Below are 15,645 nucleotides of genomic sequence, written 5' to 3' on the forward strand. Positions count from 1 at the left end.
GCGCAGCGAAATAAAGGAGGAGGCCGCAGGCCGGGGGACGTTCGCGGAGCAAGGTACCCCGTCGGCGTGAGCGCGCCCCGAACGAGCGCCGAGGCTTAGCGCACTTCCTTCAGATACTCATCAGAGAAGGCCTTCTGCGCGGCAGCCATCCGCCCGTAGTCCACGCTCTTGGCCCGGGCGTATTCGCTCGCCGGCAGGAACTGCGCTTCGATGTCCTTCGGCATGGCACTCGCGCGCACCGGCCGCAGGTAGGCCTTGGCCCAGATCGCCTGGCCTTCGTCGGACAGCGTGAAGTCGAGCACCTTCTTCGCGTCGGCCGCGTGCGGGGCCTTGGCGACCAGGCTCATGACGTAGGGCACGGCCAGCGTGCCTTCGCTCGGGATCACGAAGGCGACGTTGGCCTTGTCCTTGTACTTGGCGCGGTAGGCGTTGAAGTCGTAGTCGAGCAGGATCGCGATCTCGCCCGACAGCACACGCGCGTACGAGGTCTGCTTCGGCACGATGGGCTCGTTCTTCTGCAGCGCCTTGAAGTAGTCGATGGCCGGCTTGAAGTTGTCGAGCGTGCCGCCGCGCGCCTCGTTCACCGCCACCGCGCCGACGTAACCCACGAAGGCCGAGGCCGGGTCGAGGTAGCCGATCAGGCCCTTGTACTCGGGCTTGAGCAGATCGGCCCACGACTTCGGGATCGGCTTGCCCTTGAGCGCGTCGACGTTGACCATGAAGCCGAGCGTGCCCGAGTGAATGGTGAACCAGTTGCCGGCCGGGTCCTTCAGGCCGTCGGGAATATCTTTCCACGCGGCGGGCTTGTAGGGCTCGACCACGCCGTCTTTCGCGGCCTGCACCGCGAAGGTCACGCCGAGGTAGGTGACGTCGGCCACGGGGCTGGCCTTCTCTGCGACCAGCTGCGCGAGCGACTGGCCCGAGTTCTTGTTGTCGGCCGGCACGGTGATGCCGGTCTTGGCCTTGATGGCCTTCAACTGCGTGCCCCAGTCGGCCCATTCGGTCGGGCAGTTGTAGCAAATGGCGGTCTGGGCCATGGCGCTGCCGGCGGCGAGCGCGGCGGCCAGGATGCCGAGACGAGCCAGGCGGTTGAAGCGAAGTGACATGGTGGGACTCCTTGGATGAATGTGGTCGGAGAACGAGGGGAGGTCAGGGAATCGCGGCGTTGTTGTCCTCGCGCGCCGAAGCGCACGACTCGCCGTCTCGGAAGGCATGGGGAAGCAGCAGGCTCGCGTCGGGCTGCAGCGTCGCGCCCCCGGCGATGGCCGGGATCAGCAGCTCGACGCTGTGGCGGCCGATGTCGCTGTTGGGCTGCGCGATGGTGGTGAGCGCAGGCGTTAGGTCTTCGCCGAGCGCGATGCCGTCGAAGCCGACCACGCTGAGGTCGTCGGGCACCGCGAGGCCGCTCAAGTGCGCGGCGCGGATGCTGCGGATGGCCAGCAGATCGTTCGAGCAGATCAGCGCGGTGGGGCGGCGGCGCGCCTGCAGCTGGCGCGAGAGCGCATCTACCGCGGCTTCGACGAAGGGCACTTCGATCAGCGCGGGCGCGGCGAGCCCGGCTTCGGCCATGCCTTTGCGGTAGCCGCGATAGCGCTGCTGCGCACGGTCCGACGCGGCGAGCGTGCCGCTGACCATCGCGATGCGGCGATGGCCCAGCAGCACGAGGCGCGCGACCGCATCGGCCACGGCGCCTTCGCTGTCGACCGACACGCAGGGATGGTCCGCATGGCGGTTGTAGGCCAGCACGTAAGGCACCCCCGCCACCTGGAGCCGGGGCAGCGCGGCCGACGTCGAAGGATTCGACACCACGAGGATCAGCCCGTCGACATTGCCGGCCAGCAGCAGTTGCACCGCGCGTTCTTCTTCATCGAGCCGGTAGCCCGTGGTGACGGGAATGATCGCGTAGCCGCCCGCGATGGCCGCGCGCGCGATGCCCTGCAGGCACTCGGCGAAGGTCGGGTTGAGCAGTGTGGGGAGCACCACGCCGAGCACGCGGCTGCGCTGGGTGCGCAGCGTGCGCGCGCTGGCGTTCGGCACATAGCTGAGCTCCCGCGCCACGCGCTCCACGAGTTCGCGGGTGACGGGCGTCACCTTGTCGGGAAAGTTGAAGGCCCGCGACACGGTGGCCACGGAGACCCCGGCTTTGGCTGCAACGGCTTGAATGCTCATCGTGCGGTGTTCATGTAATCGATTACATTGGACCGCCGCAGTATGACTTTGTTATGACATTGCGAGAAAGCGGGGAGAAACCCTCGGACTTTCGCGAGAGGGCCGGCCCAAATAAGAAGGGGGCCCGTAGGCCCCCTGAGAAAAGTTACTTGCCCCGGCGAACCCGCCGGATCTCGTCCAGGATCAGGCAGATGGCGCCCAGCGTGATGGCGCTGTCCGCGGCGTTGAAAGCAGGAAAGTACCAGTTGCCGGCGTGGAAGCTCAGGAAGTCCACCACATAGCCGTGCATCATCCGATCGACCACGTTGCCGATGGCGCCGCCCAGGATGCAGGCCATCGAAAACGAAAACAGCTTCTGCCCGGCGTGCGAGCGCAGCATCCAAACGATGAACACAGCAGCCGCCACGCCGATGGCGGTGAACAGCCAGCGCTGCCACCCCGAGTGATCCGCCAGGAACGAGAAAGCCGCCCCCGTGTTGTGCGCGCGCACGACATTGAAGAAGCTCGTCACATAGGTCGCGTCACCGAGCTTGTAGTAGCCCAGGATCAGCGTCTTGGTGAACTGGTCGATGATCACGATGATCACCGCCAGCCCGAGCCAGGGCCAGATGCTGCTGCCGCCGCGTGAACGCGATGCCGACATGGAACGTGCCGCCGCCATCAGGCAACGCTCCGCGATTCGCCGGCGCCGAACAGGTTGCTCGTGCAACGGCCGCAGATGGTGGGATGCGCCGGGTCGTGGCCCACGTCGTCGCGGTAGTGCCAGCAGCGCTCGCACTTCTGCGCGGCGCTCGGCGTGACCACCGTCGACAGCGCATCACCACCGGCAGCCAGTTCGATGGCCGAGGCGATGAAGACGAACTTCAGGTCCTCGCCCAGCGTGTCCAGCAGCGCGAAGTCGTCGGCCGGTGCCGTCAGCTGCAGGTTGGCCTGCAGCGACGAGCCGACCTTGCCTTCGGCGCGCACGGCTTCGATGTCCTTGTTCACCGCGTCGCGGATCTCGCGGATGCGCGTCCACTTGGCGAGCAGGGCTTCGTCAGGTGCGGGGAACTGGCTGTAGGTCTGCGCGAAGATCGACTCGCCCGGCTTGCCCGTGCCCACGATCTTCCAGGCCTCTTCGGCCGTGAAGCTCAGGAACGGCGCCATCCAGCGCAGCATGGCTTGCGAGATGTGCCACAGCGCGGTTTGTGCGCTGCGGCGCGCCAGCGAGCCCGGGGCCGTCGTGTAGAGGCGGTCCTTCAGGATGTCGAGGTAGAAGCCGCCCAGGTCTTCCGAGCAGTAGATCTGCAGCTTGGCCACCACCGGGTGGAACTCGTACACCTTGTAGTGCGCGAGGATCTCGGCCTGGAACTGCGAAGCGCGCGCGAGCGCATAGCGGTCGATCTCGAACAGCTGGTCGAGCGGCACCGCATCCTTCTGGATGTCGAAGTCGCTCGTGTTCGCGAGCAGGAAGCGCAGCGTGTTGCGGATGCGGCGGTACGCATCGACCACGCGCGCCAGGATCTTGTCGTCGCCCGCGATGTCGCCGGAGTAGTCGCTCGCTGCCACCCACAGGCGGATGATTTCCGAGCCCAGCTTGTTGCTGATCTCTTGTGGATCGATGCCGTTCTTGAGCGACTTGCTCATCTTGATGCCCTTGGCATCGACGGTGAAACCGTGCGTGAGCAGGCTCTTGTAGGGCGCGCGGTCTTCCAGCATGCAGGCGATCAGCAGCGACGAATGGAACCACCCGCGATGCTGGTCATGGCCTTCGAGGTACAGGTCGGCCTCGGGGCCGGTGTCGTGGTGCACCGTGGGGTGCGTGCCGCGCAGCACGTGATAGAAGGTCGAGCCCGAGTCGAACCACACCTCCAGGATGTCGGTGCTCTTGGTGTAGTGCGGCGCGTCTTCGGCGCCGAGGATTTCCTCGACCGTCACGCGGCTCCAGGCCTCGATGCCGCCCTTCTCGACGATGTCGGCGGCCTGGTCGAGGATTTCCATGGTGCGCGGATGCAGCTCGCCCGAATCCTTGTGCAGGAAGAACGGGATCGGCACGCCCCAGCTGCGCTGGCGGCTGATGCACCAGTCGGGACGCCCGGCGATCATGTCGTGCAGGCGCGCCTTGCCGTTCTCCGGATAGAAGCTGGTCTCTTCGATGGCGTCGAGCGCGGTCTGGCGCAGCGTCTTGGGCGCCTTGTCCTTGGTGAACACGCCTTCGCCCTCGTCCATGCGCACGAACCACTGCGCGGCCGCGCGGTAGATCACCGGCGTCTTGTGGCGCCAGCAATGCGGATAGCTGTGGGTGATGGTCTCGGTGGTCATCAGCCGGTTGGCGTCGCGCAGCGCGGCAATGATCACCGGCACGGCCTTCCAGATGTTCTGGCCGCCGAAGAGCGGGAAGTCGGGCGCGTAGCTGCCGTTGCCCTGGACCGGGTTCAGGATGTCGTCGTACGCCACGCCGTGGGCGATGCAGGAGTTGAAGTCGTCCACACCGTAGGCGGGCGAGGAGTGGACCAGGCCGGTGCCGTCGGTGGCGGTGGCGTAGTCGGCCAGGTACACGGGCGACAGGCGCTTGTAGCCGGCATCGACGTCATAGAGCGGGTGTTCGAATTCGAGCCCGCCGAGCGCCTCGCCCTTGACCGTGGCCAGCACCTTGCCGTCGAGCGCGTAGCGCGTCATGCACATCTCGACCAGCGAGTTGGCCAGGATCAGCAGGCCGCGCTCGGTGTCGACCAGTGAGTACTCGAGCTCGGGGTTCAGGTTGATCGCCTGGTTGGCCGGGATGGTCCACGCGGTGGTGGTCCAGATCACGGCGAAGATGTCGCCGAGGATCGTGTGGTCGGTGCCGAAGGCCTTGAGCACCTTCTCGCGCTCGTGCGCCTTGAAGGCCACGTCGAGGGTCTGGCTCTTCTTGTCGGCGTACTCGATCTCGAATTCGGCGAGCGAGGAGCCGCAGTCGAAGCACCAGTACACGGGCTTCAGGCCGCGGTACACAAAACCGCGCTCGATCACGCGCTTGAACGCGCGCAGCTCGCCGGCTTCATTGGCGAAGTCCATCGTCTTGTACGGATGGTCCCATTCGCCCAGCACGCCCAGGCGTTGGAAGTCGGCCATCTGCTGGGCGATCTGCTCCGTGGCGTAGGCGCGGCTCTTGGCCTGCATCTCGTCGCGGCTGAGGTTGCGACCGAACTGCTTTTCGATGGCGTTCTCGATCGGCAGGCCGTGGCAGTCCCAGCCGGGCACGTAGAGCGCGTCGAAGCCTTCGAGCTGGCGCGCCTTGGTGATCATGTCCTTCAGGATCTTGTTCACCGCGTGGCCCATGTGGATCTGGCCGTTGGCGTAGGGCGGGCCGTCATGCAGGATGAACTTGGGGGCGCCGTGGCGGGCGTCGCGCAGGCGGTGGTAGCGGCCCTCGTCGTTCCATTCCTTGACCCAGCCCGGCTCGCGCTTGGGCAGGTCGCCGCGCATCGGGAAGGGGGTGTCGGGCAGGTTCAGCGTGGAACGGTAGTCGGTGGAGGTGGCAGCGTCAGACATGTTGGGGTGCGAAACAGGGGCTTCGACAGGCTCGGCCCGAACTGCCCGGAGAAAAAAGGAGCGCGTCGGTGCGGAAGGTAAAGCCGTTCGCCCTGAGCTTGTCGAAGGGCGGCAGCACGGTGCGTGCAGGGCTAAATTCGATCGCGCGTGGTCTGGCGGTGGGTTTCGGCGTGGGTCGATGCAAAGAACGCACGAGCGTCGCGCCCATCCTTCGCGATGCCCGCAGTGAGGGCCTCGAGGCTGGTGTAGCGCAATTCGTCGTGCAGTTTGTGCAGGAGTTCCACGCGGACGATTTTACCGTAGGCCCCTTCGGCGCCCAGATGCGAGGGCCACTCAAGGCAATGCGTCTCCAGCAGAACCCGGCCGGCGTTGACGTCGTTGGCGTCGAGCGAGGGCCGCACGCCGAGGTTGGCCACGCCCGGCAGCGGCTGGTCGGCCAGGCCGTGGACCAGCACCGCGAAGATGCCGCTGGCGGCCGGCTTCCAGTGCTTGAAGCGCAGGTTGAGGGTGCGAAAACCGTCGTCCTTGCCCGGCGCGGAGGCGCCCAGCGCGCGGCCCAGCTTGCGGCCATGGACCACGTGGCCCGAGATGGTGTACGGGCGCCCCAGCAGCGTGTGGGCGTCGGCCATGCGGCCTTCGGCCAGCGCATCGCGCACGGCCGAGCTGGAAACGCGCAGGCCATGCACCTCGTAGCTGTTCATGCGCGCGACGTCGAAGCCGCGGGCCTCGCCGGCCGCGTCGAGCATGGCGTAGTCGCCGGCCCGTTTGGCACCGAAGCGGAAGTCGTCGCCCACCAGCACGTAGCGCGCGCCCAGGCCGTCGATCAGCACATTCTGGATGAACGCCTCGGGCGACTGGGACGCCAGCCGGCCGTCGAACGGCAGCACGATGGTCTGGGCCACGCCGCAGGCCGCCAGCTCGGTCAGCTTGTCGCGCAGCGTGCCGATGCGCGCCGGCGCCAGGTCGGGTTTCCTGGTGACGGCGGCGAAATAGTCGCGAGGGTGCGGCTCGAAGGTGAGCACGCAGCTCGGCAGCCCGCGGTGGCGGGCCTCGGTCTGAAGCAGCGCCAGCATGGCCTGGTGGCCACGGTGGACGCCGTCGAAATTCCCGATCGTGAGGGCGCAGGCCGGAGCTACGCCCGGGTGCCGGAAGCCGCGAAAAACCTGCATCGGTGAGTATCTTTTTGATAGCGCCTTTCGCCCGTCGAATGGGCGAATCAGGCCGATTTGTCACAAAGCCGGTATATTGTGACGCAGTGCGTGGTCTGAAGTGAGTCCCCGATGCACCCCGAGTCTCTGGTCTCTGCGTGGTTTTCTCGTTTCGAGGAGTCGTGTGTGAAGGTCTTGAAGCTGTCGGCCCAAGGGCTGCCCCAGTCATGGATTTCGCTGGAACAGGCGGTGATCCACTACGCGGCGGACGAAGTCCGCTGGGAAGTGGGCGCGCAGGTGGCGGTGTTCCGTGGCGGCCACAACGCGATCACGGGCGAGCAGTCGCAGATCGCGATCAACAGCATCATCGGCACCAAGGGCGTGCCGCGCATCAATCCCTTCACGCAGCGGCCCGGGCTCACCAACAGCAAGCTGTTCTCGCGCGACCGCAACGTTTGTGCTTACTGCGGCGGGCATTTCCATGAAGACGAGCTCACGCGCGAGCACATCATCCCGTTCGCCCAGAGGGGCATCGACACCTGGATGAACGTGGTCACGGCCTGCAAGCCGTGCAACCACCGCAAGAGCAGCCGCACGCCCGAGCAGGCGAACATGCCCTTGCTCTACGCGCCCTACGTGCCCAGCCTCTGGGAAGATTTCATTCTGCGCAACCGCCGCATCCTGGCCGACCAAATGGAATTCCTGATGGCGCACCTGCCCCAGAGTTCGCGGCTTCACGACGGCTAGGCCGAGGCGCTTCGCGCCAGACTGCTCCCACGCGCATCCGCTGCGCCCTCCGACCGGGCGCTCCGTCGTTTTGCCGAACATGGCGGAACTTCTTCCTCCGTCGAGGAGGGGTGCACATGCCAGGAGGCGCCATGAGCATCGCCGTGAAACCGCTCCCCGGCTCCGGCCCCGAGGTGTCGGGTTCGTCCCGTCCGTCGCCAGGCCTTCGCAGCGTCGTGACCTGGGACGTGGACCCGCACGGCTACTGCACCGAGCACGAGCATGCCACGCGCGCTCACTTCGCACGGCGGCTGGCGGCCCTCAAGGGCTGCACTTTCGCGGGCGTCTACGATCCGCGGCAAGCCTACGACAGCGTGCCTTACTTCGTGCCGAGCGACACCCTGACCGATCCGGCGCTGGTGCGCACGATGGGCATCGCCGGCGTGGACGATCTGTTCGGCGGAGTGGTGCCGTACCCCTTCGTCGCCACCAAGGCGCTCACCCATCCGCTGATCGGCGCCGATGCTTCGCGGCCGGCGGGCTGGTCCTTGCGCTTCGCGACCGAGGTCGCGGATGCGGTACTTCCCGGCTATTCGTGCTTCTCACGCGAAGAGGCGCGCAAGGCGGGGCGCATGCTGCTCGACGGCGGCCTCGCACGGGTCAAGCCGGTGATCGCGACCGGTGGACGTGGGCAGGTCGTCGTGGGAAGCGTCGATGCGCTCGACCGCTGTCTCGATGCCATGGACGAAGCCGAGATCACGGCCCGTGGCCTCGTGCTCGAGGAGAACCTCGACCGGCCGAGGACCTACAGCGTCGGACAGGTGAGCGTGGAGCACCTTGTCGCCAGCTATTGCGGCGAGCAGCGTTCGACCCGGGACAACGCCGGGCAGGAGGTCTACGGCGGTTCCGATCTCATGCTCGTGCGCGGCGATTTCGACAGGCTGCTCGCCGTCGTGAATCCGGCGCCGCCGCTTCGCCGTGCGATCGAGCAGGCGCGGCACTACCACCGGGCCGTGTCCGGCTGCTACCCGGGCTTCTTCGCCTCGCGGGTGAACTATGACGTGGCGCAGGGCATGGGCAGCCGGGGCGACTGGCGCTCGGGGGTGCTGGAGCAGTCGTGGCGCGTGGGTGGCGCCACGGGCGCGGAGATCGCGGCGCTCGAAGCGTTCCACGCGCATCCGAAGTGCGACCGCGTGCTCGCGTCCTCTTTCGAGGTCTACGGAGCGGCCGCGGCGCCCGCCGACGCCATCGTGGCCTACCACGGCACCGACAGCGAGATCGGGCGGCTTTCGAAATTCACACTGCTGAAGCGACATGCCGACACGCCATAGCCTCATCGACATTGCCGTGGACGACCAGCACATCCAGGGCACATTGTTTGCCGCGTCGACGATGGTGCCCGGTGTGCTCCTGGTCCACGGCTGGGATGGAAGCCAGGAGCAATACCTGAAGCGGGCCAATGAAATCGCGGCGCTGGGCTGTGTGTGCCTGACCTTCGATCTGCGGGGGCATGCGCGCCACGCGGCACAGCGCCTGGAGGTGACCCGCGAAGACAATCTGCGCGATGTGCTGGCTGCGTACGACGTGCTGGTCGGCCATCCGACCGTCGACCCCGGCGCCATCGCCATCGTCGGCAGCAGCTATGGCGGGTATCTCGCTTCGCTGGTAAGTGCCCTGCGGCCGGTGCGCTGGCTCGCGCTGCGTGCGCCGGCGCTCTACCGCGACCGCGAGTGGGACACGCCCAAGGGAAAGCTGAGCCGGTCCGACCTCGTGGCCTACCGCCGCTCGCTGGTGGGACCGGGTGACAACCGGGCACTGGCGGCATGCGCGGCCTTTGCCGGCGACGTCCTCATCGTCGAGTCGGAGGATGACCAGATCGTCCCCCACCCCGTGGTGGAGAACTATCTGGCTGCCTTCAAGCGGGTGAAATCTGTGACCTACCGCGTGCTCTCCGGTGCGGATCACGCGCTGTCCAAACAGGAGTCGCGCCAGGCCTACGGCTCGTTGCTGGTCTCGTGGATCACCGAAATGACGCTCGGAGCACGGGCGACGGTGACCATCACGAAGCCGGTTGCCAGCAGTTCGGCCTGAGCAGCAGCGTGCCGCCAAGCCGAAAGCCGGCCAGCTACTTTTTCATTGCCTTGACTTCGGCCATGCCCTTGGCCTCGTCGGCCTTGGCCTGCTTCACGCATGCGGACTTCGCATCGCCCTTCTGGTCGTCGCATTTTTCCTTCGCGATGCTGTAGGCCGCTTCCACCTTGGCCTCAGCCACCTTGCGCGCATTGCTGTCGCTGGGCTTCAGCTTCTGGTCGAGTTCAGCCTTGGCGATCTTTTCCTTGCCCTTGGCTTCTTCGACGCAGACGTCCTTGGCGTTGTCCTTCATGGCATCGCATGCTGCCCGGTCGGCCTTGTAGTCGGCGGCGATCTTGTCGCGGCCAGCCTTGAGTTCAGCGATGGCGGGGTCGACGGAGGCCGGCGGTGGCGTGTTCACTTGAGCTTGCGCCGGCAGCATCACAAGGAATGCGACCGCAGCGCAGATCTGCATGAGCTTTTCCATGATCAATCTCCTTGACGTCGGCATCGGATCTCCAGCAACAGGCATGAGGTCCGACACCGAAATCCATCTTAGGAATCGAGGTCATGGAGGCGGTAGGACGCCTTTCGGTGCGGCCGTAAGCGCATGCCGACGGGCAGTGGACTTTCTTCTCAGCGCTTCCAGTCCGGCGGGCGTTTGTCGATGAAAGCTTGCACGCCTTCGAGTGCGCTCTCGTCCATCATGTTGCAGGCCATGGTCTGGCTGGCATCGGCGAGGGCGGCTTCGATGCCGGTTTCGAGCTGGCGGTAGAACAGGGCCTTGCCCAGCGCTAGCGCCTTGCGGGGCTTGGCGACGATGCTGGCCACCAGTGTCTCGACGGCCGCGTCGAGTTCCTCGGGCGGCGCCACGCGGTTGACCAACCCCTTCTCGCGCGCTTCCCGCGCGTCGATGAAATCGCCCGTCACCAGCATCTCGAAGGCTTCCTTGCGGCCGAGGTTGCGCGAAAGCGTGACGCTCGGCGTGGCGCAGAACAGCCCCACGTTCACGCCACTGACTGCGAAGCGCGCCTCGCTCGACGCCACCGCCAGGTCGCAGACCGCGACGAGCTGGCAGCCCGCCGCCGTCGCGATGCCGTGCACGCGCGCAATGACGGGCACCGGCAGCTTCTGGATCGACAGCATCATCGCGCCGCAGCGTTCGAACAGCTGCCGGTAGTAGCCGAGCGAGGGTGCGGCGCGCATTTCCTTCAGGTCGTGGCCCGCGCAGAAGGCCTTGCCCGCCGCCGCGATGACGACCGCGCGAATGCTGTCGTCGGCCGCGATCTCGGCGCGCGCCTGCTCGAGCGCGCCGAGCATGCCTTCCGACAGCGCGTTGAACGAGGCCGGCCGGTTCAGCGTCAGCGTGGCCACGCCGCGGCTGTCGCGCGCCTGCAGGACGAAGGGCGTGCTCGCGTCGTTCATGGCTGGCCTCGCTTCAGTAGGTCAGTTCGAGCACGGTCGTGTGCTCGCTCGCGGCCGGCCAGGTGAGGCCCGTGATGCGCTCGCCGTTGAATTCACCGGTCACCGCGCGCGGGGCGCCACCGCCCTCGATGCGCAGCCGCGAAGTCGAAACGCCCGAGCCCTGGGGTGGCACACCTGTCGGAGGGCTCTTGCCGTCGAAGCGCATGGTGTCGCGCTGTGCGTCGAAGTAGCCGCGCGGCCGCGTGAACACGACGACCGCGCTGGCCCCGTTGTCGGCCGGAATGATGCGCTCCGGCCGCAGGTTCACGACGCTGCTGCTGCGCGGAAAGGGGCTGCGGTAGATGTGCGTGGTGCCGTAGCTCGGCGTGGCCAGGACGAACTCGTAGGCCGCGTCGCCGCGCGCCTTGAAAGGCCCCCAGCGGCCGTCGGCGCCGACCGACTTGGTGAAGACGGCCTCGCCGAGCCGCGCGCCGGTGGCGGGGTCGACGGCATACACGGTGACCTTCGCGCCGTTCAGCGGAAGGTTTTCCGCACCGAGCGCACGGCCGTTGAGCACGACATCCGCCTCGGCCGCAACGTCGGTGCTGCGCGGCGCCTGCCCGGTCAGGAACTGCCAGGTCGCGGCGAACGCCGCGGGCGAGAACGAGGTCTCGCGATGATCGACGCGCGGCAGCACCACATTGGTCGCGCCCTTGAGCGCCGGCCCGTCGAAGCCGATGTTCGTCGGCTTGCCGGGCGCGCCGATCCACACGCCATCGGGCTGTGCATACTTGTCGTTGTTGTCCGAGCGCAGGGTCATCCACTTCACGCCCGGCGTGACCTCCTCGCCGTTCGGCCCCTTCGGCGCATTGAGCTGCTGCATGAAGCCGGACAGTCCCGAGAACTCGTTGTTCTCGCGGAAGCCCTTCACCACCCAGATGCCGTGCGCCGGATTGCCACCCAGCACCACATGGCTCACCACGGCCGCGCCGCCGCCGTTCTGCACGTAGTTGCGGATGGTGTTGCCGCCGCGAGAGTTGCCGATCAGCACGACCTTGCTGGCGCCGGTGGCCTTCAGCACCTTGTCGACCTCGGCCTTCAGGAACACCGCCGAATCGCCGGTCGAGCTGCGCCCGGCCTGGGCCACGGCGTCGTCGTCGCGCGCGACCGGGTTCGGCTGGTCGACCGCGAAGAGCCGCTCGCGCGGCCAGCCATTCGACTCGAAGCGCCAGATCGTCGTCTGCCAGAGCGCGGCCGAGTCGCCGTTGCCGTGCATGAACACGATGGGCGGACGCTCGGTGTACGAGGGCGAAGGAGATGTGGCGCAGGCGGTCAGCATGGCGCTGGCCGTCCCGGCGACGGCCATGGCGGCAAGAAGGGTGCGGCGGGTCTGCATGTTCTGTTCCTGGATTCCTGGAGTAGGGGGCCAAGTGAAAACGCCCGCCAGCGAGAAGCGGCGGGCGTTGGATGCTAGCGGAACACCGCGGAACCGGCTTTGCCGGGCCGCTGGTGTTGCCCCCGGTAGGGGGTTGGCGTAGCGACACGAAGTGCGCGCAGCCTGGGGGCGAGCCTTGTCCTAGGCGAAGACGCCGGCGGTGTCCTGCATGCGGGCTGACACTTCGCCCAGGTGGTGCAGCGTGTCGCCGAAGGTCATTTCCATCTGCGTGAGCTTGCGGAAATAGTGGCTGCCGATGTATTCGTCGGTCACGCCGATGCCGCCGTGCAGCTGCACCGAGTTCGCGGCCACGAAGCGCATCGACACGCCGAGCTGGTACTTGGCGCGTGCCATCGCCTGGCGCCGCTCTTCGGCCGGGGCGTTGAGCTTGAGCGTCGCGTAGTAGCTCATCGAGCGCGCGAGCTCGAGCTGCATCTTCATGTCGGCGACGCGGTGGCGCAGCGCCTGGAAGGTCGAGATGGCCACGCCGAACTGCTTGCGCTGGTTCATGTAGTCGACGGTGACGGCCATGGTCTTGTCCATCACGCCGACGGCTTCGGCGCAGGTGGCGGCAATGCCGACGTCCACGGCGTATTCGAGCGCGGCCAGGCCATCGAGCGTGACCAGCGTCGCATCGGCCTTGTCGAACACCACTTCGGCCGCGCGGCTGCCGTCCTGCGTGCCGTAGCCGCGGGCCTCGACGCCGCTGGCGTTGCGCTCGACCAGGAAGAGGGCGATCTTGCCGCCGACCTTGGCGGGCACTAGGAAGGCGTCGGCCTCGTCGCCCACCGGCACCACGCTCTTGGCGCCGGTCAGCGCATAGCCGTCGCCCGACTTGGCGGCCGTGGCCTCGCACACGTCGAGGCGCCAGCGTGCCTTGCGCTCCTGGTACGCCAGTACCACGATGGCCTGGCCGCCCGCAATGCGCGGCAGCCAGCTGTCCTTGGTGTCTGCGCTGGCATAGCCGCTGAGCACCGCACCGGCGATCAGCGTCTGCGCGAAGGGCTCCAGCACGATGCCGCGCCCCAGTTCTTCCATGACGACCATGCCGGCCACCGGGCCCATGCCCAGTCCGCCGTCGTCTTCGCTGATGTACAGGCCGCCCAGGCCGAGCTCGGCCAGTTCGTCCCAGGCCTCGCGCGAGAAGCCGCCCTTGGCCTCGATGCCGCGGCGACGCTCGAAGTCGTAGCCCTTGTCGACCCACTTGCGAACGGCGTCGCGCAGTTGTTCCTGGTCGTCGGTGAAGTTGAAATCCATGTTCTTGTCTCCTCAGCCCAGAACCGTCTGCGCGACGATGTTGCGTTGCACTTCGTTCGAGCCACCGTAGATGGTGGTCTTGCGCATGTTGAAGAAGGTCGACGTCAGCGGCGCGAGCGCCGGGTTGCCGCCCGGGAAGTTGCCCTGCCAGCCGGCTTCCATCGCCTCGCGGATCAGCGGCAGCGAATACGGGCCGCCGGCCAGCATCATCAGTTCGCTGTAGCGCTGCTGGATCTCGCTGCCGCGGATCTTGAGCAGGCCCGCCACGTCGAGCGAGTTCTTGCCCGAGGTGGCGGCCGACAGCACGCGCAGCACCATCATCTCGAGCGCGACGATGTCGACCTCGAGCTTGGCGATCTCGTCGCGGAAGCGCTGGTCTTCGTAGACGCCTTCGCTCTTCGCGATGCGCTTGAGGCGCTCGAGTTCGCGCTTGGCGCGGTTCACGTCGGCGATGTTGGTGCGCTCGTGCGAGAGCAGGTGCTTGGCGTAGGTCCAGCCCTTGTTCTCCTCGCCGATCAGGTTCTCGGCGGGCACTTCGACGTTGTCGAAGAACACCTCGTTCACCTCATGGCCGCCGTCGAGCAGCTTGATGGGGCGCACGGTGACGCCGGGCGACTTCATGTCGAGCAGCAGGAAGCTGATGCCCGTTTGCGGCTTGCCTTCGTTGCTGGTGCGCACGAGGTTGAACATCCAGTCGCCGTGCTGGCCGAGCGTGGTCCAGGTCTTCTGGCCGTTGACGATGTACTTGTCGCCCTTGCGTTCGGCCTTGGTCTTCACGGAGGCGAGGTCGGAGCCCGAACCCGGTTCGCTGTAGCCCTGGCTCCACCAGACTTCGCCGCTGGCGATGCCGGGGAGAAAGCGCTTCTGTTGTTCGGCATTGCCGAAGGCCATGATCACGGGCGCCACCATCACGGGGCCGAACGGCACGATGCGCGGCGCGCCGGCCAGGGCGGTTTCTTCCTCGAACAGGTGGCGCTGCACGGCGGTCCAGCCCGGGCCGCCGAATTCCTTCGGCCAGCCGTAGCCGAGCCAGCCCTTCTTGCCAAGGATCTTGGCCCAGCCTTGCAGATCGTCGCGCGTCAGCTCGAGCGCGTTGTGCACCTTGTGCGAAATCTCTTGGGGAAGGTTCTCTTTGACCCAGGCGCGAACCTCTTCGCGGAACTTCTGTTCTTCGGGTGTGAAGCTCAAATCCATGCGTGCCTCGCTGTGTTGATCGGTTCACCGCAGACGCGGTGTGTCTCCGGAATCGTGAGTTTTAGCACGGTCGTGCTGTGAAACGGTGTCCGCGCCGCGACAAGCGTGGGCACAGATAATCCCGCCTTCCCATGAAGAACATCGTGATCCTGATTTCCGGCGGCGGCTCCAACATGGCGGCCATCGTGCGCGCCGCCGAGCGCGACCGATGGGCCGAGCGCTTCGGCGCACGCATCGCCGCCGTCGTGAGCAACAAGGCCGAGGCCGGCGGACTGGCAATCGCCAAGGCGCACGGCATCGACACCGCAGTCATCCCGCACAAGGATTTCGCCACCCGCGAAGCCTTCGACGCAGCGCTGGCGACGGCGGTCGACGGCTACGCGCCGGCCCTGGTGGTGCTGGCGGGGTTCATGCGCATCCTGACGCCGGGCTTCGTCGGCCGTTATGCCGGCCGGCTGGTGAACATCCATCCCTCGCTGCTGCCGGCGTTCCCGGGACTTCATACGCACCAGCGCGCCATCGAGGCGGGCTGCAAGGTGGCGGGCGTGACGGTCCATCAGGTGACCACCGAGCTCGACCACGGACCGATCCTGGCCCAGGCCGTCGTGCCCGTGCTGCCCGACGACACGGCAGCCACCCTGGCCGGGCGGGTGCTAGGCCAGGAACATCTGTTGTATCCGCGTGCCATTGCTGCGTGGCTGGCAGATACATCGAGTCACAATCGGTAAA

General features: G+C 66.9%; 14 protein-coding genes. 4 read left to right on the forward strand and 10 right to left on the reverse strand.

Going from position 1 to position 15,645, the window contains the following annotated elements:
* Positions 1–95 precede the first annotated feature (95 nt).
* The 5 genes from ACEOAB_RS05670 to ACEOAB_RS05690 all read right to left on the reverse strand — a co-directional run bounded on the left by ACEOAB_RS05670 (position 96) and on the right by ACEOAB_RS05690 (position 6,851).
* Complete coding sequence (locus tag ACEOAB_RS05670; RefSeq protein WP_007830241.1) at positions 96–1,106, reverse strand: ABC transporter substrate-binding protein; 1,011 nt, start codon at positions 1,104–1,106, stop codon at positions 96–98.
* 43 nt (positions 1,107–1,149) lie between these two features.
* Positions 1,150–2,169 (reverse strand): LacI family DNA-binding transcriptional regulator, encoded by a 1,020-nt coding sequence (locus tag ACEOAB_RS05675; RefSeq protein ID WP_413748423.1) that lies wholly within the window; start codon positions 2,167–2,169, stop codon positions 1,150–1,152.
* A gap of 145 nt (positions 2,170–2,314) precedes the next feature.
* On the reverse strand, positions 2,315–2,830 hold the full coding sequence (lspA, locus tag ACEOAB_RS05680) for a signal peptidase II (RefSeq protein ID WP_413748422.1): 516 nt from the start codon (positions 2,828–2,830) through the stop codon (positions 2,315–2,317).
* The gene (gene ileS, locus ACEOAB_RS05685) at positions 2,830–5,682 is read right to left on the reverse strand and encodes an isoleucine--tRNA ligase (protein WP_413748421.1); all 2,853 of its coding nucleotides are present in this window, start codon (positions 5,680–5,682) and stop codon (positions 2,830–2,832) included. The genes lspA and ileS overlap by 1 nt, the downstream gene beginning before the upstream one ends.
* 131 nt (positions 5,683–5,813) lie before the next feature.
* Complete coding sequence (locus ACEOAB_RS05690) at positions 5,814–6,851, reverse strand: bifunctional riboflavin kinase/FAD synthetase (RefSeq protein WP_056586362.1); 1,038 nt, start codon at positions 6,849–6,851, stop codon at positions 5,814–5,816.
* A gap of 165 nt (positions 6,852–7,016) precedes the next feature.
* Here ACEOAB_RS05690 and ACEOAB_RS05695 point away from each other — a divergent pair, with 165 nt between their 5' ends.
* From ACEOAB_RS05695 to ACEOAB_RS05705, 3 genes are all read left to right on the forward strand, one after another.
* The gene (locus ACEOAB_RS05695) at positions 7,017–7,577 is read left to right on the forward strand and encodes an HNH endonuclease (RefSeq protein WP_007830252.1); all 561 of its coding nucleotides are present in this window, start codon (positions 7,017–7,019) and stop codon (positions 7,575–7,577) included.
* A 131-nt stretch (positions 7,578–7,708) separates the two neighbouring features.
* A complete protein-coding gene (locus ACEOAB_RS05700; protein ID WP_495653530.1) occupies positions 7,709–8,887 on the forward strand; it encodes a DUF3182 family protein in 1,179 nt (392 codons plus the stop codon).
* Complete coding sequence (locus tag ACEOAB_RS05705; RefSeq protein ID WP_056586364.1) at positions 8,871–9,647, forward strand: alpha/beta hydrolase family protein; 777 nt, start codon at positions 8,871–8,873, stop codon at positions 9,645–9,647. Before ACEOAB_RS05700 ends, ACEOAB_RS05705 begins: the two co-directional genes overlap by 17 nt.
* A 34-nt stretch (positions 9,648–9,681) precedes the next feature.
* On the opposite strand, the gene ACEOAB_RS05710 is transcribed toward ACEOAB_RS05705, so the two are convergent.
* From ACEOAB_RS05710 to ACEOAB_RS05730, 5 genes are all read right to left on the reverse strand, one after another.
* Positions 9,682–10,113: a hypothetical protein gene (locus tag ACEOAB_RS05710; protein WP_413748419.1), complete on the reverse strand. Its 432-nt coding sequence runs from the start codon at positions 10,111–10,113 to the stop codon at positions 9,682–9,684.
* A 149-nt stretch (positions 10,114–10,262) separates the two neighbouring features.
* Positions 10,263–11,051 carry an enoyl-CoA hydratase gene (locus ACEOAB_RS05715; protein WP_413748418.1) on the reverse strand — a complete coding sequence of 263 codons (789 nt, stop codon included), beginning with the start codon at positions 11,049–11,051 and terminating at the stop codon, positions 10,263–10,265.
* A gap of 13 nt (positions 11,052–11,064) precedes the next feature.
* Positions 11,065–12,426 (reverse strand): alpha/beta fold hydrolase, encoded by a 1,362-nt coding sequence (locus ACEOAB_RS05720; protein ID WP_413748417.1) that lies wholly within the window; start codon positions 12,424–12,426, stop codon positions 11,065–11,067.
* A gap of 180 nt (positions 12,427–12,606) precedes the next feature.
* Positions 12,607–13,722, reverse strand: coding sequence for an acyl-CoA dehydrogenase family protein (locus ACEOAB_RS05725; RefSeq protein WP_413748416.1), 1,116 nt, complete (start codon positions 13,720–13,722; stop codon positions 12,607–12,609).
* A 12-nt stretch (positions 13,723–13,734) separates the two neighbouring features.
* Entirely contained in the window at positions 13,735–14,916 is a 1,182-nt protein-coding gene (locus ACEOAB_RS05730; RefSeq protein ID WP_413748415.1) for an acyl-CoA dehydrogenase family protein, read from the reverse strand.
* A gap of 131 nt (positions 14,917–15,047) precedes the next feature.
* Here ACEOAB_RS05730 and purN point away from each other — a divergent pair, with 131 nt between their 5' ends.
* Complete coding sequence (purN, locus tag ACEOAB_RS05735) at positions 15,048–15,644, forward strand: phosphoribosylglycinamide formyltransferase (RefSeq protein WP_413748414.1); 597 nt, start codon at positions 15,048–15,050, stop codon at positions 15,642–15,644.
* Position 15,645: the final 1 nt, after the last annotated feature.

Source organism: Variovorax sp. Varisp53, from assembly GCF_059491555.1.

What these genes read in the sequence shown, in the direction of transcription:
- ACEOAB_RS05690 (WP_056586362.1), bottom strand. Translation starts at nt 6,851, where the DNA reads ATGCAGGTTTTTCGCGGCTTCCGGCACCCGGGCGTAGCTCCGGCCTGC.
- ACEOAB_RS05710 (WP_413748419.1), bottom strand. Translation starts at nt 10,113, where the DNA reads ATGGAAAAGCTCATGCAGATCTGCGCTGCGGTCGCATTCCTTGTGATG.
- ACEOAB_RS05705 (WP_056586364.1), top strand. Translation starts at nt 8,871, where the DNA reads ATGCCGACACGCCATAGCCTCATCGACATTGCCGTGGACGACCAGCAC.
- ACEOAB_RS05725 (WP_413748416.1), bottom strand. Translation starts at nt 13,722, where the DNA reads ATGGATTTCAACTTCACCGACGACCAGGAACAACTGCGCGACGCCGTT.
- purN (WP_413748414.1), top strand. Translation starts at nt 15,048, where the DNA reads ATGAAGAACATCGTGATCCTGATTTCCGGCGGCGGCTCCAACATGGCG.
- ileS (WP_413748421.1), bottom strand. Translation starts at nt 5,682, where the DNA reads ATGTCTGACGCTGCCACCTCCACCGACTACCGTTCCACGCTGAACCTG.
- ACEOAB_RS05720 (WP_413748417.1), bottom strand. Translation starts at nt 12,426, where the DNA reads ATGCAGACCCGCCGCACCCTTCTTGCCGCCATGGCCGTCGCCGGGACG.
- ACEOAB_RS05730 (WP_413748415.1), bottom strand. Translation starts at nt 14,916, where the DNA reads ATGGATTTGAGCTTCACACCCGAAGAACAGAAGTTCCGCGAAGAGGTT.
- ACEOAB_RS05715 (WP_413748418.1), bottom strand. Translation starts at nt 11,051, where the DNA reads ATGAACGACGCGAGCACGCCCTTCGTCCTGCAGGCGCGCGACAGCCGC.
- ACEOAB_RS05675 (WP_413748423.1), bottom strand. Translation starts at nt 2,169, where the DNA reads ATGAGCATTCAAGCCGTTGCAGCCAAAGCCGGGGTCTCCGTGGCCACC.
- lspA (WP_413748422.1), bottom strand. Translation starts at nt 2,830, where the DNA reads ATGGCGGCGGCACGTTCCATGTCGGCATCGCGTTCACGCGGCGGCAGC.
- ACEOAB_RS05700 (WP_495653530.1), top strand. Translation starts at nt 7,709, where the DNA reads ATGAGCATCGCCGTGAAACCGCTCCCCGGCTCCGGCCCCGAGGTGTCG.
- ACEOAB_RS05670 (WP_007830241.1), bottom strand. Translation starts at nt 1,106, where the DNA reads ATGTCACTTCGCTTCAACCGCCTGGCTCGTCTCGGCATCCTGGCCGCC.